General features: G+C 70.9%; 22 protein-coding genes and 1 pseudogene. 13 read left to right on the top strand and 10 right to left on the bottom strand.

Annotated elements, in window-relative coordinates:
• Positions 1–54 precede the first annotated feature (54 nt).
• From ACIRDU_RS18910 to ACIRDU_RS18895, 4 genes and pseudogenes are all read left to right on the top strand, one after another.
• Positions 55–822, top strand: coding sequence for a restriction endonuclease (locus tag ACIRDU_RS18910; protein ID WP_403580799.1), 768 nt, complete (start codon positions 55–57; stop codon positions 820–822).
• Between the two features lie 96 nt (positions 823–918).
• The gene (locus tag ACIRDU_RS18905) at positions 919–2,286 is read left to right on the top strand and encodes a Fic family protein (RefSeq protein WP_403580796.1); all 1,368 of its coding nucleotides are present in this window, start codon (positions 919–921) and stop codon (positions 2,284–2,286) included.
• Between the two features lie 107 nt (positions 2,287–2,393).
• Entirely contained in the window at positions 2,394–2,819 is a 426-nt protein-coding gene (locus ACIRDU_RS18900) for a DUF6003 family protein (protein ID WP_403580793.1), read from the top strand.
• Between the two features lie 219 nt (positions 2,820–3,038).
• Positions 3,039–3,458: pseudogene (locus ACIRDU_RS18895) on the top strand (hypothetical protein); the annotation flags it as partial.
• Positions 3,459–3,512: 54 nt separating this feature from the next.
• Here ACIRDU_RS18895 and ACIRDU_RS18890 read toward each other — a convergent pair.
• Positions 3,513–4,718 carry a glycoside hydrolase family 64 protein gene (locus ACIRDU_RS18890; protein WP_403580790.1) on the bottom strand — a complete coding sequence of 402 codons (1,206 nt, stop codon included), beginning with the start codon at positions 4,716–4,718 and terminating at the stop codon, positions 3,513–3,515.
• A 117-nt stretch (positions 4,719–4,835) separates the two neighbouring features.
• Positions 4,836–5,420 carry a DUF998 domain-containing protein gene (locus ACIRDU_RS18885; protein WP_403580787.1) on the bottom strand — a complete coding sequence of 195 codons (585 nt, stop codon included), beginning with the start codon at positions 5,418–5,420 and terminating at the stop codon, positions 4,836–4,838.
• 138 nt (positions 5,421–5,558) lie between these two features.
• Between ACIRDU_RS18885 and ACIRDU_RS18880 the strand changes: the two genes are divergently transcribed.
• From ACIRDU_RS18880 to ACIRDU_RS18855, 6 genes are all read left to right on the top strand, one after another.
• A complete protein-coding gene (locus tag ACIRDU_RS18880) occupies positions 5,559–6,557 on the top strand; it encodes an anion permease (RefSeq protein ID WP_403580784.1) in 999 nt (332 codons plus the stop codon).
• A gap of 19 nt (positions 6,558–6,576) precedes the next feature.
• Positions 6,577–7,191 (top strand): hypothetical protein, encoded by a 615-nt coding sequence (locus ACIRDU_RS18875; RefSeq protein WP_403580782.1) that lies wholly within the window; start codon positions 6,577–6,579, stop codon positions 7,189–7,191.
• Between the two features lie 27 nt (positions 7,192–7,218).
• Entirely contained in the window at positions 7,219–8,022 is an 804-nt protein-coding gene (locus ACIRDU_RS18870; protein ID WP_403580779.1) for a DUF817 domain-containing protein, read from the top strand.
• 126 nt (positions 8,023–8,148) lie between these two features.
• Positions 8,149–8,979, top strand: a complete 831-nt coding sequence (locus ACIRDU_RS18865) for a PP2C family protein-serine/threonine phosphatase (RefSeq protein ID WP_403580776.1) — start codon at positions 8,149–8,151, stop codon at positions 8,977–8,979.
• Between the two features lie 60 nt (positions 8,980–9,039).
• Positions 9,040–10,041 carry an MASE1 domain-containing protein gene (locus ACIRDU_RS18860; protein ID WP_403581247.1) on the top strand — a complete coding sequence of 334 codons (1,002 nt, stop codon included), beginning with the start codon at positions 9,040–9,042 and terminating at the stop codon, positions 10,039–10,041.
• Positions 10,042–10,089: 48 nt separating this feature from the next.
• Positions 10,090–10,587, top strand: a complete 498-nt coding sequence (locus tag ACIRDU_RS18855) for a molybdenum cofactor biosysynthesis protein (RefSeq protein ID WP_403580773.1) — start codon at positions 10,090–10,092, stop codon at positions 10,585–10,587.
• 15 nt (positions 10,588–10,602) lie between these two features.
• Here ACIRDU_RS18855 and ACIRDU_RS18850 read toward each other — a convergent pair whose 3' ends face one another.
• The 3 genes from ACIRDU_RS18850 to ACIRDU_RS18840 all read right to left on the bottom strand — a co-directional run bounded on the left by ACIRDU_RS18850 (position 10,603) and on the right by ACIRDU_RS18840 (position 13,607).
• Entirely contained in the window at positions 10,603–11,262 is a 660-nt protein-coding gene (locus tag ACIRDU_RS18850) for a YceI family protein (RefSeq protein ID WP_403580770.1), read from the bottom strand.
• Between the two features lie 192 nt (positions 11,263–11,454).
• On the bottom strand, positions 11,455–12,303 hold the full coding sequence (locus ACIRDU_RS18845) for a transferase (protein WP_403581245.1): 849 nt from the start codon (positions 12,301–12,303) through the stop codon (positions 11,455–11,457).
• A 38-nt stretch (positions 12,304–12,341) separates the two neighbouring features.
• Complete coding sequence (locus ACIRDU_RS18840) at positions 12,342–13,607, bottom strand: glycosyltransferase family 4 protein (RefSeq protein WP_403580768.1); 1,266 nt, start codon at positions 13,605–13,607, stop codon at positions 12,342–12,344.
• A 217-nt stretch (positions 13,608–13,824) separates the two neighbouring features.
• Between ACIRDU_RS18840 and ACIRDU_RS18835 the strand changes: the two genes are divergently transcribed.
• A complete protein-coding gene (locus tag ACIRDU_RS18835; protein ID WP_403580765.1) occupies positions 13,825–15,543 on the top strand; it encodes a VanW family protein in 1,719 nt (572 codons plus the stop codon).
• A gap of 116 nt (positions 15,544–15,659) precedes the next feature.
• Positions 15,660–17,051 carry a Tat pathway signal sequence domain protein gene (locus tag ACIRDU_RS18830; protein ID WP_403580762.1) on the top strand — a complete coding sequence of 464 codons (1,392 nt, stop codon included), beginning with the start codon at positions 15,660–15,662 and terminating at the stop codon, positions 17,049–17,051.
• Between the two features lie 47 nt (positions 17,052–17,098).
• Here the strand turns inward: ACIRDU_RS18830 and ACIRDU_RS18825 are convergent, their stop codons facing one another.
• The 4 genes from ACIRDU_RS18825 to ACIRDU_RS18810 form a co-directional block, all read right to left on the bottom strand.
• Entirely contained in the window at positions 17,099–17,878 is a 780-nt protein-coding gene (locus ACIRDU_RS18825) for a carbonic anhydrase (RefSeq protein ID WP_403580759.1), read from the bottom strand.
• Positions 17,879–18,058: 180 nt separating this feature from the next.
• On the bottom strand, positions 18,059–20,278 hold the full coding sequence (gene katG / locus ACIRDU_RS18820; RefSeq protein ID WP_403580756.1) for a catalase/peroxidase HPI: 2,220 nt from the start codon (positions 20,276–20,278) through the stop codon (positions 18,059–18,061).
• A 102-nt stretch (positions 20,279–20,380) separates the two neighbouring features.
• On the bottom strand, positions 20,381–20,818 hold the full coding sequence (locus tag ACIRDU_RS18815) for a transcriptional repressor (RefSeq protein ID WP_391210647.1): 438 nt from the start codon (positions 20,816–20,818) through the stop codon (positions 20,381–20,383).
• A 184-nt stretch (positions 20,819–21,002) separates the two neighbouring features.
• Positions 21,003–21,869, bottom strand: a complete 867-nt coding sequence (locus tag ACIRDU_RS18810; RefSeq protein WP_403580753.1) for a hypothetical protein — start codon at positions 21,867–21,869, stop codon at positions 21,003–21,005.
• Between the two features lie 158 nt (positions 21,870–22,027).
• Here ACIRDU_RS18810 and ACIRDU_RS18805 point away from each other — a divergent pair, with 158 nt between their 5' ends.
• Positions 22,028–23,473, top strand: a complete 1,446-nt coding sequence (locus ACIRDU_RS18805; RefSeq protein ID WP_403580750.1) for a glyceraldehyde-3-phosphate dehydrogenase — start codon at positions 22,028–22,030, stop codon at positions 23,471–23,473.
• Between the two features lie 48 nt (positions 23,474–23,521).
• On the opposite strand, the gene ACIRDU_RS18800 is transcribed toward ACIRDU_RS18805, so the two are convergent.
• The gene (locus tag ACIRDU_RS18800) at positions 23,522–26,695 is read right to left on the bottom strand and encodes an RICIN domain-containing protein (protein WP_403580747.1); all 3,174 of its coding nucleotides are present in this window, start codon (positions 26,693–26,695) and stop codon (positions 23,522–23,524) included.
• Positions 26,696–26,949: the final 254 nt, after the last annotated feature.

Here is a 26,949-nt window from a genome sequence, read left to right as displayed (position 1 = left end):
TCTTGGGCAGACGGTGGGAGTGATCTTGCTGTTGGTCCCAAGAGGGGGGAAGACGTGACAGTGCCTGCGCGTCGTACGCCGTTCGCCAAACGCCGCCGGTACGGGTTCGATCTTCGATCGACTGCCCTGTTCTTCGTGTTTCTCGCTGTGGTCGTGACCGTCCTGGGCCTCGCCGCCCGCGTGGTGGCGGGTGCTGTCGAGCGGCGTCCTGCCTGGGTGGTCGTGCTGGTCGTGGTGGGTGTCGCGGGGTGCCTGGGCCTGCGGCGCCGGGTGCACGTGGCGAGGGCGGCTCGCCGGGCCGCGGCAGCGCTCGACGAGGCGGCGAGGGAGGCTGCCGACGTGTTGGAGGCTCCCGCGGTTCCCCGTCAGCGGGCGGCGGTCGAGGTCGCCGTCGACTACGACGCCCTGACGCCCGAGGAGTTCGAGGAGGCGATCGCCGCACTCTGCGCACGCGACGGCTGCTCAGGCGTCGAAGTCGTGGGGGGTGCCGGGGATCTGGGCGCCGATGTCGTGGCCGCGACGCCCGACGGGCGCCGGATCGTCATCCAGTGCAAGCACTACGACCCCTCCCACCGCGTCGGCTCCCAGGACCTGCAGCGTTTCGGCGGCACGTGCTTCACCGTGCACGAGGCCGATGTCGCCGTGCTCGTCTGCACGAGCGACTTCACAGCGCCGGCGGTGGAGTACGCCGAACAGTGCGGGATCGTGTGCATGGACCGGGAAGCCCTGGAGGCGTGGACGGAGGGCACCGGTCCCCGGCCCTGGGAGGCCGCCCTGGGCGGCGGGGCAGCCGGGTGCGAAACAGCCGGTGCCGAGTACTGAGGCGTACGGGCGACGCGCCTGCGGGTCCACGGAGCCGGCGGGGCTCGGCGGTAATTCGCTTGATCGGGTGGGGTGCGGACGTGACAGGCTTCTGGCGTGATACCTGTGCTGACCCCTGCGTTCCTGAGCTGGGACGAGGTGGACCCCGCCCGTCACCCCTTCGACGCCGAGTCGGTGGCGCGGGTGGTCCACTCGCTCGGACCGGCCAGGCGCGTGCCGCGTCGGCCGGATGTCGCCTTCGCCGATCCGGTGATGAGCACCTGGAGTCGGGACGAGGCCGAGTTGTGGGCCGATGCCATGTCGCATGCCTTGGTGCAGCACTACGGCCGTTGGGCCACGGGCTGGCGCTGGTCGCACGACGAAGGGGACTTCGACGGAGGGCCGGTCGGGCACTGGTGCTGCCCGCGCGACTCGATCACCACCCCCGAGGAGACGCTCGCCCGAGTGGTCGCGGCATTGTGCGAGTGGCGCGCATGGCTCGAGAGCCTCGCCGGATGGATCGAGGCGTACCCGCTGGATCTGGACACCGTCGAGGACAACCGGATCGTGTGGGAGCGGGCCGCCCGCAATCTGATCCTTCAGGTGACCGACCGCACCGGGTGCGGCAGCGGCTGGCACGGGCACTGCCACCAGGTGCTCACCTGGTTCCTCGACCGCTGGTCCGTCGCATCCGATGTCGCGGAGGATCTGGTCCACCGCGCGATCGGCGGGCGGTTCGAGAGCTGGACCGGCCCTGACGACGCGCTGGTCGACGAGGTCGCCGAGCGGCTCGCGCTCTCCCTGCGGCCGGAGGACCACGCGCCGCTTCCCGAGCCGCTGCCGGACCATCTCGAGCACTGGCTCGCCGTGCGGTCGAGCGTGCCTTGGCAGCAGGCCTCGGACAGCGGCGCGGACGGACCGGTGACGCCGTATCGCGACGGCGTGGCCGAGGACATCCGCGGCTTCGACGGCGCCGTGGACCCTGCCCGTGCCCATGGTCTGCTCGCCGCCCTGGAGGAGCTGCGGGCCGACGCCTCGCGCGGCGCCCGCCTCGACTTCGGGCTGCTGCAACGCTGGCAGCGGCACGTCCTGGGTACCCCGCAGCCCCCGCCGCTGCGTAGCCTTCCCGCCTTCGCCAAGGGCGGCCGGGAGCGCTACGGCATCGGCCCGGACACCCGAGCACGCCTGGATGCCTGCCTGGCCGAGAGCGCATTCGACGCAGAACGGCCCCTCCCTCTGACCGCTCGCGCCGCACGTGCCTACCTCGACGTCTGCTTCTTCCACCCCTTCGACGACGGTAACGGTCGCTCCGCCCTTCTCACCCTGATCTTCGTCCTCGCGCGCGAAGGCATCGCCCTCGACGGTGTCATCCTGCTGCGCCGCGTCAGCTTCCGGGCCGACGATCCACGGGACGCGCTGACCCTCGCCCGGTACATCGACGTCCACATCACCGAGACCCGGCGCCGTGCCGCCGCCCCCGAGTGAGCGCACCTCGCATGAGTGGCTTTACCCATCCGTGGTGATGCGGCGGTAATCCGGGCGCGGCGGGGTAATGGGATGTCGATCAGCCACCTGTTGAAAGGGAGCCGCGGATGACCGACGACGCCTACCTGTTCCTGCTTGACGACGCGTCCGCGCCGCTCGGTGTGGCGCCGGCCGCCGTCGGTGAACTCGCCTGCATGGAGACTCCCGCGGTTCGCGCCTGGCTCGACGCACAGGGCAGTACGCCGACCTCGCCACATCTGCGGCTGCTGCCCCCGGAGGAGACGGCGGCCGTGCCCGAGGGGGCGGAACGGCTGCCCGTCCCGCTCAGCGACGAGGAGCTGAACCGCCTCCGCCACCAGCTCGCACCGGAGCCGCTGGCCCGGCTGGAGGAGGAACTGCTCGCCTACCGGGACTGCGCCGACGGTCGCGACGGCCTGATCGGACGCGCACTGGCCGCCGGTGTCGCACCGCACCGCATCGTCGAACTGACCGGGGTGGATCCCGCCGCGGTGACCGCCGCCGCCAGGGGGTGACCACTCGGCGCGCCACCCTCGTGCACCTCAGAGCAATCGGCCCCGCCGGGCAGGAAGCACCTGGCGGGGCCGATCACATGCGCGGACGTGAAGGGCGGTCGGCGCTGCGGGGCTCTGCGCGCGCCTCGTGAGTGGCGCCACTCGGTTCCACATCTGGCGCCAGCCGATGCCACCCGGCACGCCCGAGGCAGTCTCTCGGCGCATGGCGCCACCATGCCCTCCGCCGCGATGGACGAGATCACCGGTGAGCTCGCCCCCGGTTCGGTCGACGTACGGCTGCGCGGGCGCGATCCCGGCGTCGCGGTGGCACACGCCACCGACCGGCAGCGGCGCCCCCCGGGCCCCACCGCACCCATGCCGGTCAACGCGTGGCTGGTGCGGGCGGTGTTGGCCGCGGTCGACGGCGGGGCCCGGCCTCACACACCCCACGACGAAGGCGATCCGGATCAGCTGCCGCGGGTGAAGACCTTGTTCCGGATGGAGCCGTCGGCGCAGAGCTTCTTCTCGTCGGCCGTCATCTCGCGGGACTTGACCACGACCGCACTGTGCTTGCCGTCCGTGCCGTTCGGGGCCGGGCCGGTGACCGTGTCGGGGACGAACCAGCGGATTCTCTTGGGCGCAGCCGCCCACCGAATATGACAAGGCCACTGGCGTCGCGATCAGCTCGCGGCGCCAGTGGCGTGGACAGACAGGTCAGTTGAGGGGTTCGAGGGTGAGGTAGGCCTGGCGCGGGTTGCCGTCGTGCACCAGTGATTCGTGGTGGCCCACGTCATCGAAGGCGAAGGCGTACGCCTTTCCGTCCGCCATCTGGGCGTGGATCTTGCGCGCGTAGTGATTGGTGACGTTGTCCTTGTAGAAGTCGGCGGAACCGGCGTCGGGCTGATTGGCGTTGATGAGCAGGGTGGAGCGGTTGAAGCCGGCGCACAGGGTGCGCGAGATCGGGCCGCGTACCTGGTCGTTCGGGGCGTCGAGCCTTCGGTGGCAGCCGAAGACGGAGGAGGCGTCCGGCTTCTGGAAGCTGGTGACCACGGTCCCGGCGCTGTTGGTGAAGTTCATGACGCCGCCGGAGACCCGGCCGTAGTACTTGGTGCCAGGCTGGTCGGCGAACGGGGTGACCGTCAGGGTGGAGGTGGAGTACTTCTGCCAGACGCGGTTGATGTAGTCGTCCATGACGGTGGCCGGCAGCGCGCCGGTCTCCAGCCCGTACAGCGGTGACAGGGCGCGCAGTACGGTGCCGTCGGGGCGGGTCTGGATCAGGTTGGCCCAGCCTCCGGGCTGCCCTCTGAGAGCGTTGAAGAAGCCGTTGTAGCCGCCAGGCTTGAGCCGGCCGGTGCTCGCGGTGCTGCCGTCGGCTCGCTGCACTCCCACCGCGTACGGGGCGGAGAACATGTCGACCTGCGTGCTGTTGATCCACAGGCCCGAGTCGTTGAGCGTGTACTCCGACCAGTTGAACAGGATGTTCCGGTTGGGGTCGGTCGGGTTCTGCACGGCGGGCTGGACCAGGCCTCCGGTGGTGAGCTTGAAGACCAGTTTCTGGCCGTAGGAGAAGTACACACGACCGGAGAACTTCGGCATGCGGATCGTGGCCGACTGCCCTGCCGCCGGGCCCGGGATCGAGGCGTCAGGGGCGGGAGTCGGGGGGTTGCCGCCCGCCGGCCAGGGGTGGAAGGTGCCGCCCGCGTCGGCCCAGCCCTGGCGTCCGGTCGAGAGTTCCGTGCCGAGGTTGTAGATGTACAGCTGCTCGCCGCGGGCCGAGTTGTTGGTGATCTTCAGGGGGATCGTCGCCGGGACGGCGGCGTGGGCGGGCGCACCCGCTCCGGTCGCCAGCAGGGAGCCGGCGAGGACCGTGGCGAGGGACAGCCCCGCAGCCGTGACCCGGCGTCTGAGAGTTCGGAACACGCTCTGCCTCCGTTCGACAGTTGGCCGATTCGAGAAGTTTCTGAGAGCGCTCTCAGCGTTCCGCGTTGGTCCGTACCTGTCAATGCTTGGAGCGCACTCGGTCGGGTTGGGCAGCCGTCACGCAGGGGAGGTGCGCAGACAGGAAAGGACGACCACGAAGGGCCAGACCGACTGGATCGTCGTCACCGCGCGCTCGGCCGCACCGGCCGCGCCGTGGAGGTGCAGCTCGATCAGGAACCAGGCCGCCCCCGCCGCCATCACGGCGGTCGCCCCCAGGCAGGGAAAGGGGCGCAGGGCCCACGGCACGGCCGCGCCGGCCCTGGCGGCGAGGACGGGCCATGCCGCCAGGACGGCGAAACCCACGGCGGCCACCGAACCGTGGCTCAGGGAGCCGCCGCTGCTCGGCGCCGGGACCACCGCCACAGCCAGCGCCGACACTCCCCCGGCCGCCAGGGCCATCCGTCCCGCGGTCGCTGCCGGACGCAGCCCCCAGGCCGTCAGCAGGTGACAGAACCCCAACGCGATGAACGCCGCCGTCATCACCCAGGAACCCGAGTTTCCGGGGGCCGCCAGGACGCTGATCGTCTGGGCGGCCGGATCGTAGGGGGGTCCCTGCAGTGACGCCGCCACCAGCCAGCCCATGATCAGGACAACCGGCGCACACCCCGACGACACCAGCGCCCACATAGGAACAGATCGCATCAGGACACCGTAAAACGGGGTATTCGTGTCACCGAGTTCCCGCGAGGGGCGCGCCCCACGTGGCGTAGTCGCACAGTCCGCTCCGCCGGGGTGAGCGCACGATGGAACCGTGCGGCCGGGCGGCGAAAGGTGATCGGCATGGAGCTCAGTCTTGTGGTGCTGATCATCATCGTCGGTCTGACGTTCGACTTCACCAACGGATTCCACGACGCCGCGAACGCGATCGCCACCTCGATCTCCACCAGGGCCCTGACTCCGCGTGTGGCGCTGGCCATGGCCGCGGTGATGAACTTCATCGGGGCCTTCCTGGGTACCGGGGTCGCCCAGACCGTCGGCAGCGGCATCATCGGGGCGCCCGAGGAGACCTCGGGGCTGTTGCTGGTCCTGTGCGCGCTCATCGGCGCCATCGGGTGGAACGTCTTCACCTGGTGGCGGGGGCTGCCCACCTCGTCCTCGCACGCCCTGATCGGCGGGCTGGTCGGTGCCGCGCTCGCCGCGTCCGCCACGGTGCACTGGTCGGGCATCTGGGACAAGGTCATCCTGCCGATGCTGCTGTCCCCGCTGGTCGGAGTGGCGCTGGGGTACCTGCTGCACACGGGCATCCTGTGGCTGTTCCGCCGTTCGACACCTCGGCGCACCATGCGGCGGTTCCGTATGGCGCAGACCGTTTCCGCCGCCGCGATGGGGCTGGGGCACGGGTTGCAAGACGCGCAGAAGACCATGGGGGTCATCGTCCTGGCGCTGGTCACCGCCGGCTGGCAGGACGACTTCTCGGTGCCCGTGTGGGTGATCGCCGCCGTGGCGGCCGCCATGGCGGCCGGTACGTACGCCGGCGGGCGGCGGATCATCACCACCCTGGGGCGGCGCATCGTGCACCTCGATCCGCCGCGCGGTTTCGCCGCCGAGACCGCTGCCGCGGCCGTCCTCTACACGACCGCGTTCCTGGTGAAGGCGCCGATCTCCACCACGCAGACGATCACCGCGGCCATCCTCGGTGCCGGTGCCACCCGGCGCTTCTCGGCCGTACGCTGGCAGGTGGCTCGTTCGATCGGCACCGCCTGGATCCTCACGTTTCCCGGCGCGGGGATTCCGGCCGCGGCGCTCTATCTCTTCCTGCACGCCGTCGCCGGTCTGTGATCGGAGCCGGAGGCCGTTCATGATCGCTCTTCCTGGCCGTCAGGCGTCCGCGGAGTCCCCGGCCGGGGTCCCGGACAGCCTTCCGGTGCCCGGGCGTTTCGCCCATCTGCACCCGGAGGACGGCGCCTGTCTGATGGAGGCTGCCGCCCTGCTGTCCTCCGGCCGTTTCACCGACAGCCCGGCCGGGACGCATCCTGCGCTCGCGGCCCTGGCACGGGTGGTCAACGACTGTGTCGGTGACGGCGCCCGGCACGCCTTGTGGCCGCTGGCCGCCGACCTCGCCGACGCCTGCCCGGCGGGCCGTGGCTACGCGCCGCTGCTCGTCGGCACGGTCGTCGATGCGGCGCGTCCGGTGCGCCCCGAGTCGCGGCGCCTGGCGCGGCACGGCCGTGCGTGCCGCCGCAGGGCGGAGCGACTTTCCCACACTCCGGCGGGCGGTCCGGCGGGCCGGGTCGCGGATCTGCTGTGGTGGCGCGGGCCGGGGCGTCGGCACCTCGAGCATGCTCTGCGGGTGCTGTGCGCCGCGCCGGACGCCGAGGAGCGGCTGTCCCGGCTGTTGCGGCATGCCGTGGCCCAGGCGCGGGACCACGCGGACGGCCGGGCGCCGAGCGCGGAGGTTCGCTGCAACCGGTAGGCGCACGGTGCCGTCCTACAGGGCACCATGATCCCTGCAAGCCTCCCCGGCCCCCTGGCCGCGCCGGTTCGCCAGCTGCTCGCGTTCGCCTGGACACAGACGCGGGCCTGTGCGTTCGCCATCGCTCTGCTGTCCGGCGTGGCCGTGTCCGCGCTGCTGCCCGAACTGCCCGTGGCACGTTACGACCTGCTGGTCGTCTACGGGGTGCTGCTCACGCTGGTGTTCTGGGCCCGCGGCTGGGAGAGCGGGCGGGACGTCGCCGTCATCGCGGCCTGCCATGTCATCGGTCTGGCCTTCGAGCTGGTGAAGGTGTCGCTCGGCTCGTGGAGCTACCCGGAGCCGGCCGTGCTGAAGTTCGCCGGTGTCCCGTTGTACGGCGGGTTTCTGTACGCGGCTGTGGGCAGCTACGTCTGCCGGGCCTGGCGTCTGTTCGACCTGGAGCTCGTGCGCTATCGGCCGCGTGCGACGGCCGTGGTCGCCGCGGCCGTGTACGTCAACTTCTTCAGCCATCACTGGCTGCCCGACGTGCGCTGGGTGCTGGCCGGGCTGCTCGTGGCCGTGACGCTGGGGACGTCGGTGCGGTTCACCGTACGAGGGGTGCGCCGGCGGATGCCGCTGACGCTGTCGTTCGTGTTGATCGGTTTCTTCCTGTGGGTGGCGGAGAATCTGGCGACCTTGGTCGGTGCGTGGCGCTACCCGTATCAGGAGCACGGCTGGGAGCCGGTGGGGGTGGAGAAGTTCGGGGCCTGGGCGTTGCTCATCAGCGTGACGTTCGTGCTCGCGGCGGTGGGACGGCGCACGGATTCCGAGGCGGCGCGGCAAGCGCGGTGAGGGCTCCGAGAAAAGCGTGAAGTCGTCACAGAGACCTTCGCCTGAGTATCATCCTATGGACGTAAATCAGGTGATTTGCCTTCGCGGGTCGTCACCTATCGTGGCCCATCCTCGCCGGAGTGATCAATGTCCCGCACCGGCACGACGGACGACGGCGACGAGCTGCTGACCAGGCTCGGGGCCCTGACGGCTCAGGCGCGTGCGCAGGCCGAGATGCAGCGGTCCCGCGTCGAGCTGGCGATCGCGCTGCAGCGCGGCATGCTGCCGAGGGACCTGCCAGTCGCCCGGCGGCTGCATCTGGCCGTGCGGTACGCGCCCGCGTATCAGGGCCTCAACGTGGGCGGCGACTGGTACGACGCCTTCACGCTGGGCGACGGCCGGATCGGTCTGTCCATCGGTGACGTCCAGGGCCACAACATCGAGGCGGCGGCCTTCATGGGGCAGGTGCGGGCGGGGCTGCGGGCGCTGGCCTCGGTCACCAGCGAGCCGGGTGAGGTGCTGGCCCGGACCAACGATCTGCTGCTGTCCCTGGGCTCCGACCTGTTCGCCACCTGCACGTTCATGCGGCTCGACCCCTGTGCCGGCGTACTGGAGAGCGCGCGCGCCGGGCATCTGCCCTGTATCTGGGCCACGGCTGACGGGAAGTCCGGTGTCACCGAGGACGAGGGCGGGCCGCCCCTCGGGGTGCAGGCCGGGACGCCGTATCCGGTGACCCGGTACGAGATGACGACCGGCGGTGTGTTCGTACTGCTCACGGACGGTGTCGTGGAAGGGCCGTCGATGCGGCTGGAGGAGGGACTCGACCAGGTGACGCGGCTCGCGGGCATCGCGGCGGTCGCGGGGATGGACGTCGACGCGCTGGCTGCCGCCGTGATCAAGGGTGCCGAGCGCGTGGGCCACGACGACGACGCCGCCGTCCTGGTGGTCGGCCTGGACGGGCCGGACGCTCAGCCATAGGGCCGCACGACGCCCGCTCCCGCCTCGCCGAGGCGGCGGGCCCGGTGTCTCATGGCTGCTGTGGTGGGTAGCCAGGATCTGCGTAAGCCGGTCGTCATCGCTCTGCAGACGCTGGCCGTCGCCGCCTGCTACTACGTCTCCGGCCGGCTGGGGCTGCTGCGGGAACTGGTCGTCGAAGGGGCGGTCGTCACCCCGATCTGGCCTCCCACCGGCGTCTCGGTCGCCTGCCTGCTGCTCCTCGGGCTGCGCTGCTGGCCGGGGATCGCCCTGGGCGCCTTCTTCGTCATCCTGTCCCTCACCTCCCCCACGCCCTCGGCGCTGGGCGTCCTGGCGGGGAACACGGCGGCCCCCGTCGCCGGGTACCTGCTGCTGCGGCGGGCGGGTTTCCGCACCGATCTCACCCGGCTGCGGGACGGTCTCGCCCTGGTGTTCCTGGGCGCGTTCGCGGCGATGCTGATCAGCGCGACCACCGGCGCCGGAATCCTGATCGGCACGGGCAGGATCGAGTGGCCGGGCTTCTGGGCGGTGTGGCTGGCCTGGTGGGTGGGTGACGCGATGGGCGTGCTGATCGTCACGCCGGTGCTGCTCATGCTGTCCCGCGTGCGCCTGCCGCTGCCTCTGTCGCGCTGGCGGGAAGCCACGGGGCTGGCGCTCATCGCCTGCTGTCTCGTGCCGCTGGCCGCGCAGAGCTCGGTCAGCCTGCTGTTCCTCGTCTACCCCCTGCTGATCTGGGCGGCCCTGCGGTTCCAGCTGGCCGGCAGCTTGTTGTGCGCTCTGTTCGCCTCGGTCATGACCACGGTTGCGGCGACCGACCGGGTCGGGCCGTTCGAACGGCTCAGCCGGGTCGAGGTGATGATGAAGCTCCAGGCCTTCAACGGGGCGATGGCGCTCACCGCCCTGATCCTTTCCGCCGTGATCACCGAGCAGATCCTCACGCGCCGTTCCGTGGAGCACGCTTGCCAGGAACTGGTCGAGGTCCTGGAGCACCTCACCGCGGGCGAGGCGGCGGACGGCCGCGCCCCTCTGGAGGACGGCGGACCCGGGCGGCGGCAGGAGGAGTGACGGACCGCGGCGCGTCGGCGGCGGCCCCCCGGACATAGGGTGGGCGGCATGGCCGAGGTGGAGGTGCTGCAGCTGCTGGTGTCACCCGCCCACCGGCTGGCGGGGCGGCCGTCCGACGGGCCGTCCCCCGGCCCCTCCGACGAGCGCGTCACGCGGGTGGAGGTACGCCGGGAGCTGGGACTGGTCGGCGACCGCTACTACGCCCGGCCCGCCCACCGGAACGCGGCGGTGACCATCATGGCCTCGGAAAGCCTCCCGCCGGACGCCGATCTGCGGCACACCCGCCGGAACATCCTGCTCAAGGGCGTCGACATCGACTCCTGCGTCGGCGCGACGATCTCGCTCGACTGCGGCACGGGGCCGGTGGTGTTCGCCGTGAAGCGTCCCGCCCGGCCCTGCGCGTGGATGGACGTGACCATCGGCCCCGGCTCACAGCGCGCCCTGCGCGGCCGGGGCGGTGTGCGGTGCACCCCGCTGAGCGACGGGGTGCTCACGCTCGGCCCGGCCACGTTCCGGGTCGTGGCCGGGGCCGACGCCACGCCGTGAGACGCCCCGGGGCGCTCAGCCGCCTGACGGGGGCGTGCGGATGGCAGCGATGTCGAGCTGAAGGCGCACCTTCTCGCTCACCATCGCCCCGCCCTCGGCCAGCCTGCTGTTGTACGTCAGGCCCCAGTCCGAGCGGTTGATGGTGGTGGTGCCGTCGAAACCGACCCGGTCATAACCGAAGGGGTCGGTGACATTTCCGATATAGGTCATGTCGAGCACGACAGGCCGGGAAACGCCTTTGATGGTCAGCTCGCCCGACATGCTGAACAGGTCGGGGCCCGTCTGCTCCACCGCCGTACTGGTGAAGCGCATACGCGGATAAGTCACGGCGTCCAGAAAGTCACGGCCCACCAGGTGAGCGTCACGTTGTTCCACCCCGGTGTCGACGCTGGAGGTGAACAGGGTGATGTCGGCCTGTGACCGTGTGGGGTCGTACGCGTCGAAGTAGAGCCGGCTTTCGTACTCCAGAAAACAACCGCGCACGGTCGTCACCATGGCATGACGGACGGAGAAGCCGATCCTGCTGTGCGCGGGGTCGACGACCCATTCACCGGACAGATTCGCCAGGTTGGGGTCCGGCAGCACGGCAGTGGAGGATGCCGATGCGCCGACGGGGCGCTGTGGGGGGAGCGGTGCCTGCCGGCGGGACGGCACCACACGGTTGAACAGGTTCATGATTCATCTAGGTACTTGAGTTTGGTTTTGGCCGCAAGTCCCTGGCTGATGTGTGGCTGTTGAGAACGGGCCCCCTGCCCCCCTTTTGCCGCCGCTTCGCACAACATCCACACATCGCTGTCGCTGCGCATCACCGAAACGGCCACCCGAAACTCCAGGAATTTTCATTTCGGGCATATCGGCGAATCGGGCTTACGTCACCTCCATCGCGAGGTCGTTGTCGACGGTGTAGTAAGGGCACAGGGTGGATCCGTCCGCCTCGATCGCCGGGTAGACGTACACGTGCTTGCGATCCGCCACGTCGTCGAGCAGCCGGCCGACCCTGATCGGCGGCGCGCCGGCGGTGGGCCGGACGAAGACGTCCCAGATCCGGGCCGCTCCCCCACCCTCGTCCGCCAGGGCACCGGGACCGGCGGTGAAGGAGAAGCCCCTGCCGTCGTCGTCGATCCGGGGGCGGAGGGTTCGTACGGTGTCGGTGCCCCGCAGGCGCAGGCGCACGGTGGCGTCCTCGTGGAGGTCGGCACCGTGCAGGCGGGCCGTGACCGTGACAGCCCGGTCCGTGACGTCGATGGTGCGGGCTTCCGCGTGGGCGGTGCGCCGCCACGCCCTGAGGGCGAGGAAGCCGTCCTTCGTGACGTACGGGATCCTGACCTCGACCGGCGAGGGGCGGTCGCGCAGGTGCCCGTCGAGGAGAACGCGCAGGTCCCGCAGACCGGGGCGCAGCCGCCGGCGTTCGGCTCCGGGTTCCGGCAGGAGGTACACGTCCCAGCGGCCCTCGTCGAGGGCCGGATGCGATTCCAGTACCGCGTGCGGGCGACCGTCGGACCCGCCGGGCTCCAGGTCGAGGACGTGGCGGGTCGTCTCGGGCCGGCCCTTCTCGGGCCGCAGCCGCAGGAGCAGCCGGGGGTGTGCGGCCGGGATCGGCGGCAGCCGGAAGGTGATCCGCCCGTCCGTGTCGATCGCGCAGTCGGCACGCAGATGCGTGTCGGGGGTGTCGTCCCGCGAGCTCGTCGGCGTGCCTTCCGGCGTGCCCGGTGTCATGCCCTCGTGCGTGCTGGTCGTCTTGTCCTGCGGCGTTCTCATCGGCGTCCCTTCCGTATCGTGCGCAGTACACCGGAGGCAGCGGCATGGGCGGCGTCGCGGGCGGCGTGGCCCCGGCCGGCCAGGGCGCTCCGGGCGCTGTGGTCCTGCGGAGCCGCCGTCCGGCCGGTGCTCCTGGCCGCGGCGGCGGTCTCCAGGAGGCGTTCGGCCTGGGCCACGACGGGGCCCGGGGCGAAGCGGTGCGCGCGATCCAGGGCGGCCCGGCTCATGCGGCGGCGGCGCTCGTCGTCGCCGACAAGTTCCAGCAGAGCCGCGGCGAGTGCGTCGCGGTCCCCGACCGGGACGAGCCGGCCGTCGGTTCCGTCCTCGATGATCTCGCCGGGGCCGTAGGGGCAGTCGGTGCTGACGACGGGCAGCCCGCAGCGCATCGCCTCGACGATGGTCATACCGAACGGCTCGAAGTTCGACGCGGCCGCGCCGATCGAGCCCTTGGCCCATTCGGCCTCCATGGGGATGGCGGCCCCCATCAGGAACACGTTGTTCCACAGGCCGAGCCGCTCGATGAGCTCCCGGAGCCTGGGCTGCTCCTCGCCCTTGCCGTAGATGCGCAGCTGCCAGTCCGGGTGCGCGGCGGCGACCTGGGCGAAGGCCTCGATCAGGAGGTCGTAGCGCTTGACCGGAACCAGGCGGCCCGCGGCGATCACCACCTTGGCGGTGCTGTCGGCGGGAGGCAGGACGGGGTCGGGGACGCTGTTCGGGAGGGCCTCGACATGAACGCCGGGCAGCCACATCTTGCGCCGGTAGGCGGCTGCGTCCGCTTCCGTGACGGTGGTGATCACGTCGAGGCGGCGGTAAGCGCGGCGCAGGGCGGTGCGCAGCCGCGGCGAGTGGTTGTCGAGCGTGAGGTGCTCCTGACCGACGCGCAGGACGTGGGGCGGGGCCTGGCGGGCGATGTGCACGTTGAGGCCCGGGCGGGTGCCGATGACGACGTCGGCGTCGAGGGCTTCGAGGCACTCGCCGATGCGCTGATCGGTCAGCTCGCTGTACTGACGGTGGCGGTACTCGGCCGGCGGGAACACCTTCGCCGGTCTCTGGTGCAGCGGATGGTCCGACTCCTTGCGCAGGTCGACCAGCGCTCGCAGCCGTACCCGTGGATGGAGGACCAGGTTGGGGTGTTCCCGGTGGCGTAACGCGGAGACGATCTCCACGTCGTGCCGCTCGGCCAGGGCCCCGGCCAGGTTGAACGTGGTGGTGATCGTGCCTCCGATTCCGTAGGCGTTGTGAAGGAGGAAAGAGATCTTCATGGTGGCCTAGACCGTGTCGACGACCCGTTCGTTGTTCGCCGTTACCACTCTGTGGCCGGGCCCGGCGGGCGGGCCTGGTCGGCCGATTCCGGAATGATCTCGGGCATAAGTGGTCTGGGCCATACCGGTTTGCCCGCGATGTATGCATAGCTTGGTGTGTTTGCCCGCGCATCGTCGCGTCTTCGGGTGCACCCTCGTATCGATTTTCAGGAGACCCATGCGCCCCCGTTCAGGCTCCCTCCCGCGCATCACCTCTCTCCCGTCCGTCGCCCTGGTCGGCGGCGCGCTGGCGGTGGGAGTCGGCGGTCTGTATCTCGCCGGGTTGCTCCTCACGGGTGGGGAGATCGACTCCGGTACGACCGTGCGCGGGGTGGAGATCGGGGGGCTGAGCCGAGCGGAGGCAGTGCGGAAGCTGGAACGGGCCCTGGGCGCGGCCGGCGCGCGGGACCTCGCCGTGAAGGTCGGTGACCGCACGGGCACGGTCGATCCGAAGGAGGCGGGGCTCTCCTACGACGTCCAGGAGACCGTCGACCGCGCGGCGCGCACCGGCGCCGATCCGTTGAGCGTGTTCGGCGGCCTCTTCCGCTCGGGAGGCGACATCGAACCGGCCGTCCGCCTAGACGAGGGCAAGGCCCGGGCGGCCCTCGGGCAGCTGGCCGACGGGCTCGACCAGAAGGTCAGGGACGGCGGCGTCGCCTTCGACGACGGGCGAGTGAAGACCGTCGCACCGCGGACGGGGTACGCGTTGAACGTGAACGCCGCAGTCGGTCCCCTGCGCGACTCCTTCCTGCGCGGCGACACCCGTACGGCCACCGCCCTGCCCACCCGCGAGACCCGGCCGAAGGTCACGGCCGACGAGGTACGGCGGGCGGTGCGCACCTTCGCGGAGCCGGCCATGTCGGGGCCCGTCACGCTCACCGCGGCCGGCGAGCGGTTCCCGATAGGCCAGGACGCCCTGGGCGAGCATCTGAGCATGCGGCCGGACGGCAGCGGTGAGCTGAGACCGGAGCTCGACGCGAAAGGGCTGCGCGCCGAGCCCTCGGTGTCCGGTCCCCTGGACGACATCACCTCGACCGCCGAGAACGCGAAGCTGCGACCGGAGGGCGACAAGGCCGTGGTGGCCGAGGATGCCACGGTGGGCCGGTCGGTCACCGACAAGGCGCTGGGCAAGGCCGTGCTGCCGCTGCTCGGCAAGTCGGGCGCCGCCCGCAGCGGCGAGGTGGAGGTGCGCGAGACGCGGCCGGAGGTGACCCGCGAGAACGCCGTGGAGCTGGGGCTGACGGAGAAGATGTCCTCCTTCACCGTCCACTTCGAACGGGCCGAGTACCGCACGAAGAACATCGGCCGGGCGGTGGAACTCATCAACGGCTCCGTCGTCATGCCGGACGAGACCTGGAGCTTCAACCGGACCGTCGGGGAGCGCACCGAGGCCAACGGCTTCATGGACGGCATCATCATCCTCGACGACAAGTTCACGAAGGCGTCCGGCGGCGGGGTCTCGTCCGTGGCGACGACCGTGTACAACGCGCTGTTCTTCGCCGGGGTCGAGCCCGTGGAGCACGGAGCGCACTCGTTCTACATCGAGCGCTACCCGGAGGGCCGCGAGGCGACGGTCGCCTGGGGCAGCCTGGATCTGCGGTTCACCAACGACTCCGGCAAGGCCATCTACATCCAGGCCGAGTCCACGGACACCTCCGTGACCGTCTCCTTCCTCGGCACCCGCAAGTACGACGAGATCAAGTCGGTCACGGGTCCGCGCACCGAGGTGAAGAAGCCGGAGAAGAAGGTGAGCGATGACAAGGAGTGCGTGCCGCAGACACCGCTCGAAGGGTTCGACGTCACCGTGGAGCGGGTGTTCTACAACGACGGGCGGGAAGTGAAGCGGGAGCCGTACCGCACGCACTACACACCGCGTGACGAGATCGTCTGCGAGTGATCCACTCCCGGTTCTTCTCCTCCTGCAACTCCTCCTTGCGAACAGAGCGTTGACCCGGCCCCGAAGCGCCAGCACAATGAGCGCGCACTGGTTGAGAGCGCTCTCAAAGGAGATCCATGACTGGCAGACAAGGCCCGGCGCTCAGCCGGCGTTCGCTCATCGGTGCCGGACTCGGCATCAGCGCCGCGGGGCTCACCGCCGCCGGCTCGGGGCAGGCCTTCGCCGCCGGTTCCGCCGGTGCGCGCCCCGCATCGGCCCCGGCCCGGGGGCACGCCTTTCTCGCCGCCGCCATGGACGCCTACCCCGACCACGGCAGCATCCGCCTGACGCAGAGCTACACCGACCAGGCCGGCCTGTTCAGCACCGCGTTCACCTACGACAACGCCCTCGCGATCCTGGCCCACCTCGCAGCCCGGACCTCGGCCGGCCTGACCAGGGCCAAGGCGCTGGGCAACGCCCTGCTCTACGCCCAGGGCCACGACCCGGCGTACGACGACGGCAGGCTCCGGCAGGCCTACAACGTCGGGCCGTACACCTTCTACGACGGCTCGCTCCAGCCCGACGGCTTCGTGCGGACGGACGGCACCGCCAACGTCGGTACGCAGTTCGGCTTCACCGGCACGGCCGTGGGCGACATGGCCTGGGCGGGCATCGCGCTCAGCGCCCTCGCCCGCCGCACCGGAGCGCGCCGCTTCCTCGACGGTGCGGTGCGGATCGGCGAGTGGATCGAGCGGACCGGCCGGACCGACGAGCCACTCGGCGGCTACAAGTTCGGCGTCGACGGCGCGAATCAGAGGCTGCCGTTCACCTCGACCGAGCACAACACCGACCTGATCTGCTTGTTCGGCCGGCTCGCCCGGCTCACCGGCGACCGGGTGTGGCTGGAACGGCGTGGGCGGGCCGAGGCTTTCGTGCGGCGGATGTGGGAGCCGTCCGGCGGCTTCTTCCATACCGGCACCAACGACGGTGTCACGGTCAACACGTCCCCGATCCCGGAGGACACCCAGACCTGGACGCACCTCGCGCTCGGCTCCGGCCGCTCCTCCCGTTCGCTGGACTGGGCCGTGTCCGAGCTGGCCGTCCTGGACCACTCCGAACGCGTCAACAGCACGGTGCCCACGGGGCAGTCGTACGAGGGTGTCACCTTCAGCTCGGCGAGCCTCGTCGCGAACGAGGACGCCCCGATCGCAGCCGGCCAGCCCAAGCCCGACCGCAACGGCGTGTGGTTCGAGGGGACGGCTCACCTCGCGCTCGCCCTGCGCGACCGGGGGGCGCGGGGCGACGAGGCGCGCGCCAGGCGTCTGATCGCGTCCACCGAGGAGGCCCAGGATCTGCTGGGCGACGGCCAGAGCGTCGGTGGGAAGGCGCTGCCCGAGCGCTGCGGGGTGGTGTCCGCGAGCAGTCCGCTGGACACCGGATTCGGCTTCGGCTACTACCCGTACCGGCACACGGGGGCGACCGCCTGGTACCTGATGGCGGCGGCGCGGTACAACCCGCTGCGGGCGTGAGGGAGCGGGCCCGGTCCGCTGTCTCGTGCAGCGGACCGGGCGGGTGGTCAGGCCAGGCGGTGGACCGCCTGGGTGGTCAGTTCGTAGCGGGCGCCGACGATCGCCAGCTTGCCGGTGCCGATCCTTGAGGCCAGTTCGGGTTCCGCGGCCAGCCGGGAGCGCACGAGCCGGACGTTGGCGCTCACGGTCGCGTCGATCCGGGCGTCCCCCTCCTTGCCGTGGTCGATGGCCGGGCCTATCTGGTCGACGAGGTACTGCATGTGGGCGGGCAGCGTGGTTCCGGACCGCTCCGCCTCGACGGCGGCACGGACCGCGCCGCACGCCTGGTGTCCGAGGACGACGACAAGGGGTATGCCGAGCTCCAGGACGCCGTAGGCGACGCTGCCGAGGACGGCCTCGTCCAGCACCTCGCCGGCGGTGCGCACGGTCATCAGGTCTCCCAGGCCCTGGTCGAAGACCAGTTCCGGGGGCACGCGCGAGTCGATGCAGCCGAGCACCACCGCGAAGGGGTGCTGGCCGGTGGCCAACGTGCGGCGTACGGCGGGGTCTTCGTGCGGGTGGCGTTCCCGGAAGGCGCGCCAGCGGCGGTTGCCCGCGGCCAGCTCCTGCAAGGCTTCACGGGGGGTGCCGGGCCGGGGGTGTGTGTCCCGACTCGGGGTGGCGGCGGTGGCCGGCCGGGCGGCGCCGACGCCCGCGCCGAGCGCTGCGGCCCCGGTCAGGGCGGTGCGCAGGAGGGTGCGGCGGACGGTACCGCCGGTGGGCCGTGCACCGGCGAAGGGGTGCGGTTCACGGCCGGCGCCTCTGTGGGCAGCGGAATCTGTGTTCACGACCCGAACGTATGCCCGGGCCCGGGCGCGGTCGCGTTCCTTGCCCTTTCATGGTGAGAGTTGGGTAAGTGATGTTCTTACCTTGAACGGCTTTTGACGATCCCTCAGGCAACGCTTCCCCGAGGCAACGCAGGACGCCCCGGGCCGACCGGCCCGGGGCGTCCTGTCATGCGCAGATGATCAGACCAGGTCGAACCGGTCCAGGTTCATGACCTTGACCCACGCCGCGACGAAGTCGTTGACGAACTTCTCCTTCGCGTCGTCGCTCGCGTAGACCTCGGCGAGGGCGCGCAGCTCGGAGTTCGAGCCGAAGACCAGGTCGGCGCGGGAGCCGGCCCACTTGACCTCGCCGGTGGCGGCGTCACGGCCCTCGAACGTGGTCTGGTCCTCGGTCGTCGACTTCCACGTGATGCCCAGGTCGAGCAGGTTGACGAAGAAGTCGTTGGTCAGCGAGCCGGGCGTCCTGGTGAAGGCGCCGAGCTGGGACTGCTGGTAGTTGGCGCCCAGCACCCGCAGGCCGCCGACCAGGACGGTCATCTCGGGAGCGCTCAGGGTGAGCAGGTTCGCCCGGTCGAGCAGCAGGAACTCGGCCGGCAGGCGGTTGCCCTTGCCGTGGTAGTTGCGGAACCCGTCGGCGGTCGGCTCGAGCGCCTCGAACGACTCGGCGTCGGTCTGCTCCTGCGTGGCGTCCACACGGCCGGCGGCGAAGGGGACCTCCACCTGGAAGCCGGCTTCCTTGGCGGCCTTCTCGACGGCGGCGGAACCGCCGAGGACGATCAGGTCGGCCAGCGAGACCTTCTTGGCACCGGAGTTGAACTCCTGCTGGATGCCTTCGAGGACCCGCAGGACCTGCGCGAGCTCGTCGGGCTCGTTGACCTCCCAGCCGCGCTGCGGCTCGAGGCGGATACGGGCGCCGTTGGCACCGCCGCGCTTGTCGCTGCCGCGGAAGGTGGAGGCCGAGGCCCACGCGGTGGACACGAGCTGCGAGACGGACAGACCCGACTCGAGGAGCTTGGTCTTGAGGGTGGCGATGTCCCCGGCGTCGATGGCCTCGCCCTCGGCCTCCGGCAGCGGGTCCTGCCACACCAGGGTCTCCGCCGGAACCTCCGGGCCGAGGTACAGCGACTTCGGGCCCATGTCACGGTGGGTCAGCTTGAACCAGGCGCGGGCGAAGGCGTCCGCGAACTCCTCCGGGTTCTCGTAGAACCGGCGGGAGATGGGCTCGTAGATCGGGTCGAAGCGCAGCGACAGGTCCGTGGTGAGCATCTTCGGACGGTGCTTCTTCGAGGAGTCGTGCGCGTCCGGGACGATCTCCGGGGCGTCCTTGGCCACCCACTGGTTGGCGCCGGCCGGGCTCTGCTCGAGCTCGTACTCGAACTCGAAGAGGTTCTTGAAGAAGCCGTTGCTCCACTGGGTCGGCGTGCTCGTCCAGGTGACCTCCAGGCCGGAGGTGATGGCGTCGCCGCCCTTGCCCGTGCCGTAGGTGCTGCGCCAGCCCAGGCCCTGCTCCTCCATGGAGGCGGCCTCGGGGTCGGCGCCGACGTTGTCGGCGGGGCCGGCACCGTGGGTCTTGCCGAAGGTGTGGCCACCGGCGATCAGGGCGACGGTCTCCTCGTCGTTCATCGCCATACGGCGGAACGTCTCACGGATGTCGCGGGCCGCGGCGATCGGGTCCGGGTTGCCGTTGGGGCCCTCGGGGTTGACGTAGATGAGGCCCATCTGGACGGCGCCGAGCGGGTTCTCCAGCTCGCGGTCGCCCGTGTAGCGCTTGTCGTCGAGCCAGGTGGTCTCGGGGCCCCAGTACACGTCCTCCTCGGGCTCCCAGACGTCCTCGCGACCGCCGGCGAAGCCGAAGGTCTTGAAGCCCATCTGCTCCAGCGCCACGTTGCCGGTGAGGATCATGAGGTCGGCCCAGGAGATGCTCTGACCGTACTTCTTCTTCACGGGCCACAGCAGACGGCGGGCCTTGTCGAGGTTGCCGTTGTCCGGCCAGCTGTTGAGCGGGGCGAACCGCTGCTGGCCGGCGCCGGCGCCGCCGCGGCCGTCGCTGATGCGGTAGGTGCCGGCGCTGTGCCAGGCCATACGGACCATCAGGGGGCCGTAGTTGCCGAAGTCGGCCGGCCACCAGTCCTGCGAGGTGGTGAGCACCTCGGCGATGTCGCGCTTCACGGCTGCGAGGTCGAGGGCCTGGAACGCCTCGGCGTAGTCGAAGTCCTCACCGAGGGGGTTGGCCACCTCGGGGTTCTTGGCGAGGATCTTCAGGTTGAGCCGCTCGGGCCACCACTGGCGGTTGCCGCCCCCCTGGGTCGGGTGCAGAGCGCGGCCGTGGGCCACGGGGCAACCGCCTCCCGCCTCCTCCGACTTGGGGTCGGTGACGATCGCGTCGTGGTTCTCGGTCATGGAAATCCTTCCGGACGGGTGGATCACGGTGCTCGGGTGGATCACGTGCTTAGGAACGCTCGGGTGGATCAGGTGCTCGGGAACGCTCGGTGGATCACGTGCTCAGGAACTGCGGGCGGTGGAGCAGGCGGGGCACAGGCCCCAGTAGATGACCTCGGCCTCGTCGACGGCGAAGCCGCGGTCGTCGGACGCGGTGAGGCAGGGGGCGTGGCCGACCGCGCAGTCGACGTCGGCGACGGCTCCGCACGACCGGCACACGAGGTGGTGGTGGTTGTCGCCGACCCGACCCTCGTAGAGGGCCGGGCTGCCGGGTGGGTCGAGGCGACGTATGAGTCCCGCCGCGGTGAGTGCGTGCAGCCCCTCGTAGACGGCTTGGACGGAGATGTGGCCCACGCGGCCGCGCACCTCGGAGGCGATGGTCTCGGCGCCGAGGTGGTCGCCGTCCCGGACGGCTTCGAGCAGCGCGACGCGGGCGGCCGTCACCCTCAGGCCGGCACCGCGCAGCTCCTCGGCGGTGGTCGGGTTCCCGGATGCGGTCATGCGGCCAACCTAGCCACACAAACACGAATGGTTCAAGAAAACGAACGGTTCAATTTTGGTGTCGAGCGCGTAAGGCTTTGTGGGACGGCTTACTTGCGGCATGTGAAGTCCGTCACAGTCGCCATGATTGCGCCCGGACAGGCGGCCGGGCGTCACGCATCGCCGTCCCGTGCCGGCCTGTCGGTCACGCATCCGGCGCGGTCAGGCGTTCGAGCCGGGCGGCGGCCGTCGCGGCCTTGCGGCCCGCCTCGCGGACCCGGCGGTCTGCCGTGCGCGCCCGCTCCCGGGCCGTGCGCTCGGCGAAGCGGGCCTGCTGGTGCTCGTTCCTGGCGCGTTCCAGCTCTTCCGTGAGTTCGTCCACACGCCGCTGGAGAGCGTCCACCTGCCGTTTCGCCTCCGCCGCTTCCTGCCCTGCGGTCGCGGCCTCCTCCCGCAGCTGCCCCAGCTCGCGCTCGGCGGCTACGGCGTCCTTGCGGGCCTGGGCGAGCCGGCGCCGCTGCTGCTCGTCCGCCTTCCCGCCCGGGCGGGAGGGGGCAGGAGCGGGGGCGGGGCGCTGCGGCCGGGACCCCTCGGCGACGGCGGGAAAGCCGACGGCCGCGTTCAGCGGCTTGGCCAGACGGCCGCTCGCCCAGGCCCGGGCGGCCTCCGGGTCGGCCAGGACGGCGTGCAGGGTGTTCTCGACCTCGCGCTGCACGGCCTCGCCGATCGGATGACCGGCCTCCTTCGCGAGCTGCCGGGCCTGGAGGGACAGGGCGCGGATGAGCGCGTGCTGCCGACGGCTCAGCTCGCGCAGCTGTGCGCCGTCCAGGTCCTGGTGGGCCTGCCGCAGCCCCTCCCCCAGGCGGAGCAGGGGCTCGACCTCCCCGGGGCTGCTGCGGACCAGCAGATTGCTGACCCAGGCGGCGAGACTGGGCTTGCGCAAGGTACGGATCCGTTCGGCGAGTTCCCGGTCACCGGCGGTACGGGCGGAGGCCACGGCGGAGGCACGGGCGGCGGTGAACTCCTCCGGGCGCAGGGCGTACAGCTCGTCGGCGACGGAGTCGTAGTCCATGAGCACCCCTTTCGCACGGAAGATCCGCTTTCGATCGTCTCAGGCCCTGCACCCGGAGGCGCGCGGAGAGACCGCGGAACGCATCGGAGGCACCCCGTTCATGATCAGGAAATCGACGGTTTAACATATGAGCGCCGCCTAGCTCGAAAGATGGACTCGTGACTGTCAACGACGACTCGTTCACCAACTGGAAGAACCGCGAGGAGATCGCGGAGTCGATGATCCCGATCATCGGGAAGCTGCACCGGGAGCGGGACGTGACGGTCCTGCTGCACAGCCGCTCCCTGGTGAACAAGTCGGTGGTCAGCATTCTGAAGACCCACCGGTTCGCCCGGCAGATCGCCGGGGCGGAGCTCTCCGTCACCGAGACGCTGCCGTTCCTGCGCACGCTCTCCGAGCTCGACCTCGGGCCGTCCCAGATCGACATCGGCATGCTCGCCGCGACGTACCGCGAGGACGACCGCGGCCTGTCGATCGCGGAGTTCACCGCCGAGGCCGTCGCCGGTGCCACGGGCGCCAACAAGATCGAGCGCCGCGAGGGCCGGGACGTCGTCCTCTACGGCTTCGGCCGCATCGGCCGGCTCGTCGCCCGGCTGCTCATCGAGAAGTCCGGCTCGGGCAACGGTCTGCGGCTGCGGGCCATCGTCGTGCGCGGTGGCGGCGAGCAGGACATCGTCAAGCGCGCCTCGCTGCTGCGCCGCGATTCCATCCACGGCCAGTTCCAGGGCACGATCACCGTCGACGAGGCGAACAGCACGATCGTCGCCAACGGCAACGCGATCAAGGTGATCTACGCCAACGACCCGTCCGAGGTCGACTACACGGCGTACGGCATCAAGGACGCCATCCTCATCGACAACACCGGCAAGTGGCGCGACCGCGAGGGCCTGTCCCAGCACCTGCGCCCCGGTATCGACAAGGTCGTGCTGACCGCGCCCGGCAAGGGCGACGTCCCGAACATCGTGCACGGCGTCAACCACGACACGATCAAGCCGGACGAGCAGATCCTGTCCTGCGCGTCCTGCACCACGAACGCGATCGTGCCGCCCCTGAAGGCGATGGACGACGAGTTCGGAGTCCAGCGCGGCCACGTGGAGACGGTCCACTCGTTCACCAACGACCAGAACCTGCTGGACAACTACCACAAGGCCGACCGTCGCGGCCGGTCCGCGCCGCTCAACATGGTCATCACCGAGACCGGTGCCGCGTCCGCCGTCGCCAAGGCGCTGCCCGACCTCAAGGCGCCGATCACCGGCAGCTCGATCCGCGTCCCGGTCCCGGACGTCTCGATCGCGATCCTCAGCCTGCGCCTCGGCCGTGAGACCACCCGCGAGGAGGTCCTCGACCACCTCCGCGACGTCTCCCTGACCTCGCCGCTCAAGCGCCAGATCGACTTCACCACGGCTCCGGACGCGGTCTCCAGCGACTTCATCGGCTCGCGCCACGCCTCGATCGTCGACGCCGGCGCCACCAAGGTCGACGGCGACAACGCGATCCTCTACCTGTGGTACGACAACGAGTTCGGTTACTCGTGCCAGGTCATCCGCGTCGTGCAGCACGTCTCCGGCGTGGAGTACCCGACGTACCCGGCCCCGGCGGTCTGATCCCGGAAGACGAAAGCGCGGGGCGTGCGGGCCCCGCGCTTTCGTGTGTCAGCGGCGGGTCAGCTCGATCCTGTACTCCCGTGTCTGTGAGCCGTCTTCGCTGGTCACGGAGACGACGTGGGCAGTCCCGCCCCCGGACGCGTCCCTGCGGACCGTCACCTTCGCGTAGGGGTCACGCGGTGTGGCCGTGATCCTGGCCCGGTCGGGGCGGTCGACCGCCACCCGGTAGCCGGTCCGGTCCGGGTCGAAGCCGCTCAGGGACTGACCGTCCACGTCGATCGACGCGGCCGCCGCGTCGGGGGAAGCACCCGGCGCCTTGGCGAGGACCTCGATCTCCCCGAGCGTGATGTAGCCGCCCGGGCGGGCCGTCATGACCACGCGCACGCCGGTCGCCGGGCCGGTCGCACGCACCGGAACGTCGGCCACGGGCGTGCCCTCGGTGCCGACGGCGACCTGGTCGCTCGCGTCGGACCAAGTGCCGTCGGCGCCGCGCACCTGCACCTTGAGGGACTCCGCGAAGCTGACGTTGGTGCCGTCGCGGTGGAAGTGGGTCACGACCCGGGTCAGATCGCGTGCCTCCGGCAGGGCGAAGGTGACGGTGTCGGACGGGTTCTTCGTGCCGGACCTCCAGTTCGACCAGGCCTTCTCGGACGTGGTGCCGTTGCGCAGGCCTTCGGCGGAGTACCCGCTCTCGGTGTAGGTCGCGCCGACCGTCACGCCCTCTTCGCGCGCGGAGTTGGTCTCCCGCGGTGTGGTGACCTGGACGCGTACGGTCGCCGCGGCCGTGTCTCCCCCGGGGACCCGGGCGGTGCCCCGCAGGGTCACCACGCCGTTGTCGTCGAACGCGCCGTCGGGAGCCGGGTCCCAGGTGACCGGGAGGTCGGCGGTTCCGCCGTGCCGTCCCACGCCGGTGACCGTGGCGGGCAGTTCGGGCCGTCCGCCGGGGTAGGTCTTGGCGCGGCCGGGGAGCGTGGAGGCGACGGTGTCCACGGTGACGACCGCCTCGGCCGGCACGGTGCGCCCGAGAGCGTCGGTGGCCCGGCCCTTCACCCGTACCGTTCCGGGTTTGCGCCAGCGCGACTCGGAGGGCAGCGTCCACTCGACCGGCAGCGCACCCCGGGCACCGTCACGGAAGACGGGCGTCACCCTTCCGGGCAGTTCGGGGGCGCGCCCGGGGACGGTGAACGCCTTGGCCGGTTGCGTACGGAGCACCGTCTCGTCGGTCACGCCCCAGCGCTGGTTGGCGTTGGAGGTCGGGAGGAACGCCGAGACGCGGGCACCGTCAGCCGTCGACTGGCCGACGACATCGAGAAGACGGCCCGTCGCGGCGTTGACGAAGGTCCAACTGCCGTCACCGGTGGTCGACATGATCCACTGTGCGGCCGGTGTGTCCCCTTCTTCGAGTACCGCCTCGTTGTCGCGCACGGCGAGGCGCCTGCCGTCGGCGGCGTTGAGGAGGGCGTAGCGTTCACGGTTGCCGTCGCCCCGGGTGAGCTGCTTCACGGACCAGAGCTGGGACTTGGCGGCCGGGTCGGCCGTGCGCACGACGACGCCGTCGCCCTCGGCGGAGGGTGCCAGGGACTTGCCGCTCTGGGTGCCCTGGAGGCGGTAGACGTGGCCGGGCTGGACGAGCGCGGCGTCCTTCGCGGTGCCGGACACGCCGTCGACGAGCAGGGTGGTCACCGATTTGGCGGGGACCTTCACGGTGGCGGAGTCGTCCTCGACCTGCACGGGCGTGCCACGGACGAGCGCGCCGTCGGCGCTGGTCACCACGGGCGTCACGGTGGCGCCGGGGGCGACCCGCCGGAACTTCGAGAGGTCCAGGGTCACCGCGCGCGGGGTCGTGCCGTTGTTGACGTGTACCACGGTCGCTCCGCGGCCGGACTTGCGTACGGCGGCGACGCCGGAGGGATCGTCGGACTTGACGAAGTGGTCGCCGGGGCGGATGTGGTGGGTGAAGTTGCGCAGGGTGTGGAACTTGGTGTTGGCCTTGATCGGGCAGGTCTCCGCGGTGTCCTGGGCCGTGCAGTTGAACGGGATGTGGATGCTGCCCCAGTTCTTGCCGGCCTGCGCCTGGGGGATCGAGTCCTCGATCGGCTGCCACAACACCCAGGCAGAGGGCTCCAGTTCACGGATGTCGTCGACGACCCGGGTGGCGATGCCGAGCCCCGGTTCCATGCCGGTGAAGTCGGTGCCGGTCCCCCAGGTGCCCTCGACCTCGCTCATCCAGAACGGCCGGTCCGCGGCCTTGGCGCTGTCGCGGGCGCTGGTGCGCATGCCGGTGCCGTAGGTGTGCACGTTGAGCTGGTCGACGGCGGCCCGGGCGGAGCTGTCGTAGGCGTTCCAGTTGCGGACGAAGGTGCTGGGGTTCGTCTCGTCCATCGCGGAGATCTTGGCGCGGGTCCTCGACTTCTCCAGTGCGCGTTGCAGGGCCAGGACGACTTTCTGCTGGAGTTCCGGGCCGGCGTGGGCGCCCTCCTGGCGGCCGCCGGTGGGCTGTCCGTCGGGGCCGATCTGGGTGCCCCAGTAGTTGGTGTTGGGCTCGTTGAGCGGGGCGATGGTGTCGAAGTCGATGCGGTGCTTCTTCTCCAGGTGCTCGGTCACCTTGACCAGGTAGGTGGCGAAGTCGTCGACGCGGTCCGCCCGTATCTGGTCGGTGTTGGCGTCGAAGCCTCCGGAGACGTAGCCACTGACGGTCTGGAACCAGGGCGGCGAGTTGCTGAACGCCTCCCAGCGGGTCACCTTGTTCTTGACGCGGTCCACCCACCAACGCTGGCCCGCGTCGGCGGACCAGTCCCAGTGCCCGGGGTCGTCCGGGTTCCACCAGTCGGTGTCCTCCCTGGTGGTGCCCGCGGGGGCCTTCCAGAAGCCGTCCATCGTCGCGCCGGTCTTCATGTAGTCCTTGCGGACGTCGGGGGCATTGCCGCCGCCGATGTTGTAGCGCGCGATGTTGAGGCGGAGCCCGTCCTCGCCGAACAGCATGTCGGCGAGCTTCTGCCGGATGGGTTCGGGGTAGCGGCCGGTGATGTTGGCGAACCAGACGAGGCTCGTCCCCCACCCTTCGAACTCCTGCTGCCGGTAGGACGGGTCGATCCGTACCGTGACCGCACTCGCCGGCGGGTCGGCGGCAGCGGCGGGAGGCCCGGTCATGAGACCCGCGCCGAGTGCCAGGGGGACGGTGACCGCCAGTGCCGTCCGGGCGTGGCGATGTCTGCTGGACATGGATTCCCTTCGAGAGCGAACAGAACCGCGCAGAATCAATCGAGCTTCCCGAATGTTTTAGGACGGCAATCAACACGTCAAGAGGTGGGGCGAGTTGGGAACCGGCTACTCGAAGAGGGTGAGACGAACGTGGCGGGGGGGGGGGGGGCGGGGGGGGGGGGCCGCCCCCCGGCGGGGGGGGGGGGGGGGGTTGGGTTTGGGGTGAGGCAGGGGGTGGTGGGTATGGGGGGCGCGGGGCGCCCCCCAGTCGGAGG

Origin of the sequence: Streptomyces sp. NPDC093598, from assembly GCF_044764825.1 — a bacterium.
Lineage (GTDB): Bacteria > Actinomycetota > Actinomycetes > Streptomycetales > Streptomycetaceae > Streptomyces.
The sequence above is the reverse complement of the archived record's forward strand: the minus strand, read 5'-3'. Positions and strand labels throughout refer to the sequence as shown.

What these genes read in the sequence shown, in the direction of transcription:
- ACIRDU_RS18900 (WP_403580793.1), top strand. Translation starts at nt 2,394, where the DNA reads ATGACCGACGACGCCTACCTGTTCCTGCTTGACGACGCGTCCGCGCCG.
- ACIRDU_RS18885 (WP_403580787.1), bottom strand. Translation starts at nt 5,420, where the DNA reads ATGCGATCTGTTCCTATGTGGGCGCTGGTGTCGTCGGGGTGTGCGCCG.
- ACIRDU_RS18880 (WP_403580784.1), top strand. Translation starts at nt 5,559, where the DNA reads ATGGAGCTCAGTCTTGTGGTGCTGATCATCATCGTCGGTCTGACGTTC.
- ACIRDU_RS18875 (WP_403580782.1), top strand. Translation starts at nt 6,577, where the DNA reads ATGATCGCTCTTCCTGGCCGTCAGGCGTCCGCGGAGTCCCCGGCCGGG.
- ACIRDU_RS18870 (WP_403580779.1), top strand. Translation starts at nt 7,219, where the DNA reads ATGATCCCTGCAAGCCTCCCCGGCCCCCTGGCCGCGCCGGTTCGCCAG.
- ACIRDU_RS18865 (WP_403580776.1), top strand. Translation starts at nt 8,149, where the DNA reads ATGTCCCGCACCGGCACGACGGACGACGGCGACGAGCTGCTGACCAGG.
- ACIRDU_RS18855 (WP_403580773.1), top strand. Translation starts at nt 10,090, where the DNA reads ATGGCCGAGGTGGAGGTGCTGCAGCTGCTGGTGTCACCCGCCCACCGG.
- ACIRDU_RS18850 (WP_403580770.1), bottom strand. Translation starts at nt 11,262, where the DNA reads ATGAACCTGTTCAACCGTGTGGTGCCGTCCCGCCGGCAGGCACCGCTC.
- ACIRDU_RS18845 (WP_403581245.1), bottom strand. Translation starts at nt 12,303, where the DNA reads ATGACACCGGGCACGCCGGAAGGCACGCCGACGAGCTCGCGGGACGAC.
- ACIRDU_RS18840 (WP_403580768.1), bottom strand. Translation starts at nt 13,607, where the DNA reads ATGAAGATCTCTTTCCTCCTTCACAACGCCTACGGAATCGGAGGCACG.
- ACIRDU_RS18835 (WP_403580765.1), top strand. Translation starts at nt 13,825, where the DNA reads ATGCGCCCCCGTTCAGGCTCCCTCCCGCGCATCACCTCTCTCCCGTCC.
- ACIRDU_RS18830 (WP_403580762.1), top strand. Translation starts at nt 15,660, where the DNA reads ATGACTGGCAGACAAGGCCCGGCGCTCAGCCGGCGTTCGCTCATCGGT.
- katG (WP_403580756.1), bottom strand. Translation starts at nt 20,278, where the DNA reads ATGACCGAGAACCACGACGCGATCGTCACCGACCCCAAGTCGGAGGAG.
- ACIRDU_RS18815 (WP_391210647.1), bottom strand. Translation starts at nt 20,818, where the DNA reads ATGACCGCATCCGGGAACCCGACCACCGCCGAGGAGCTGCGCGGTGCC.
- ACIRDU_RS18810 (WP_403580753.1), bottom strand. Translation starts at nt 21,869, where the DNA reads ATGGACTACGACTCCGTCGCCGACGAGCTGTACGCCCTGCGCCCGGAG.
- ACIRDU_RS18800 (WP_403580747.1), bottom strand. Translation starts at nt 26,695, where the DNA reads ATGTCCAGCAGACATCGCCACGCCCGGACGGCACTGGCGGTCACCGTC.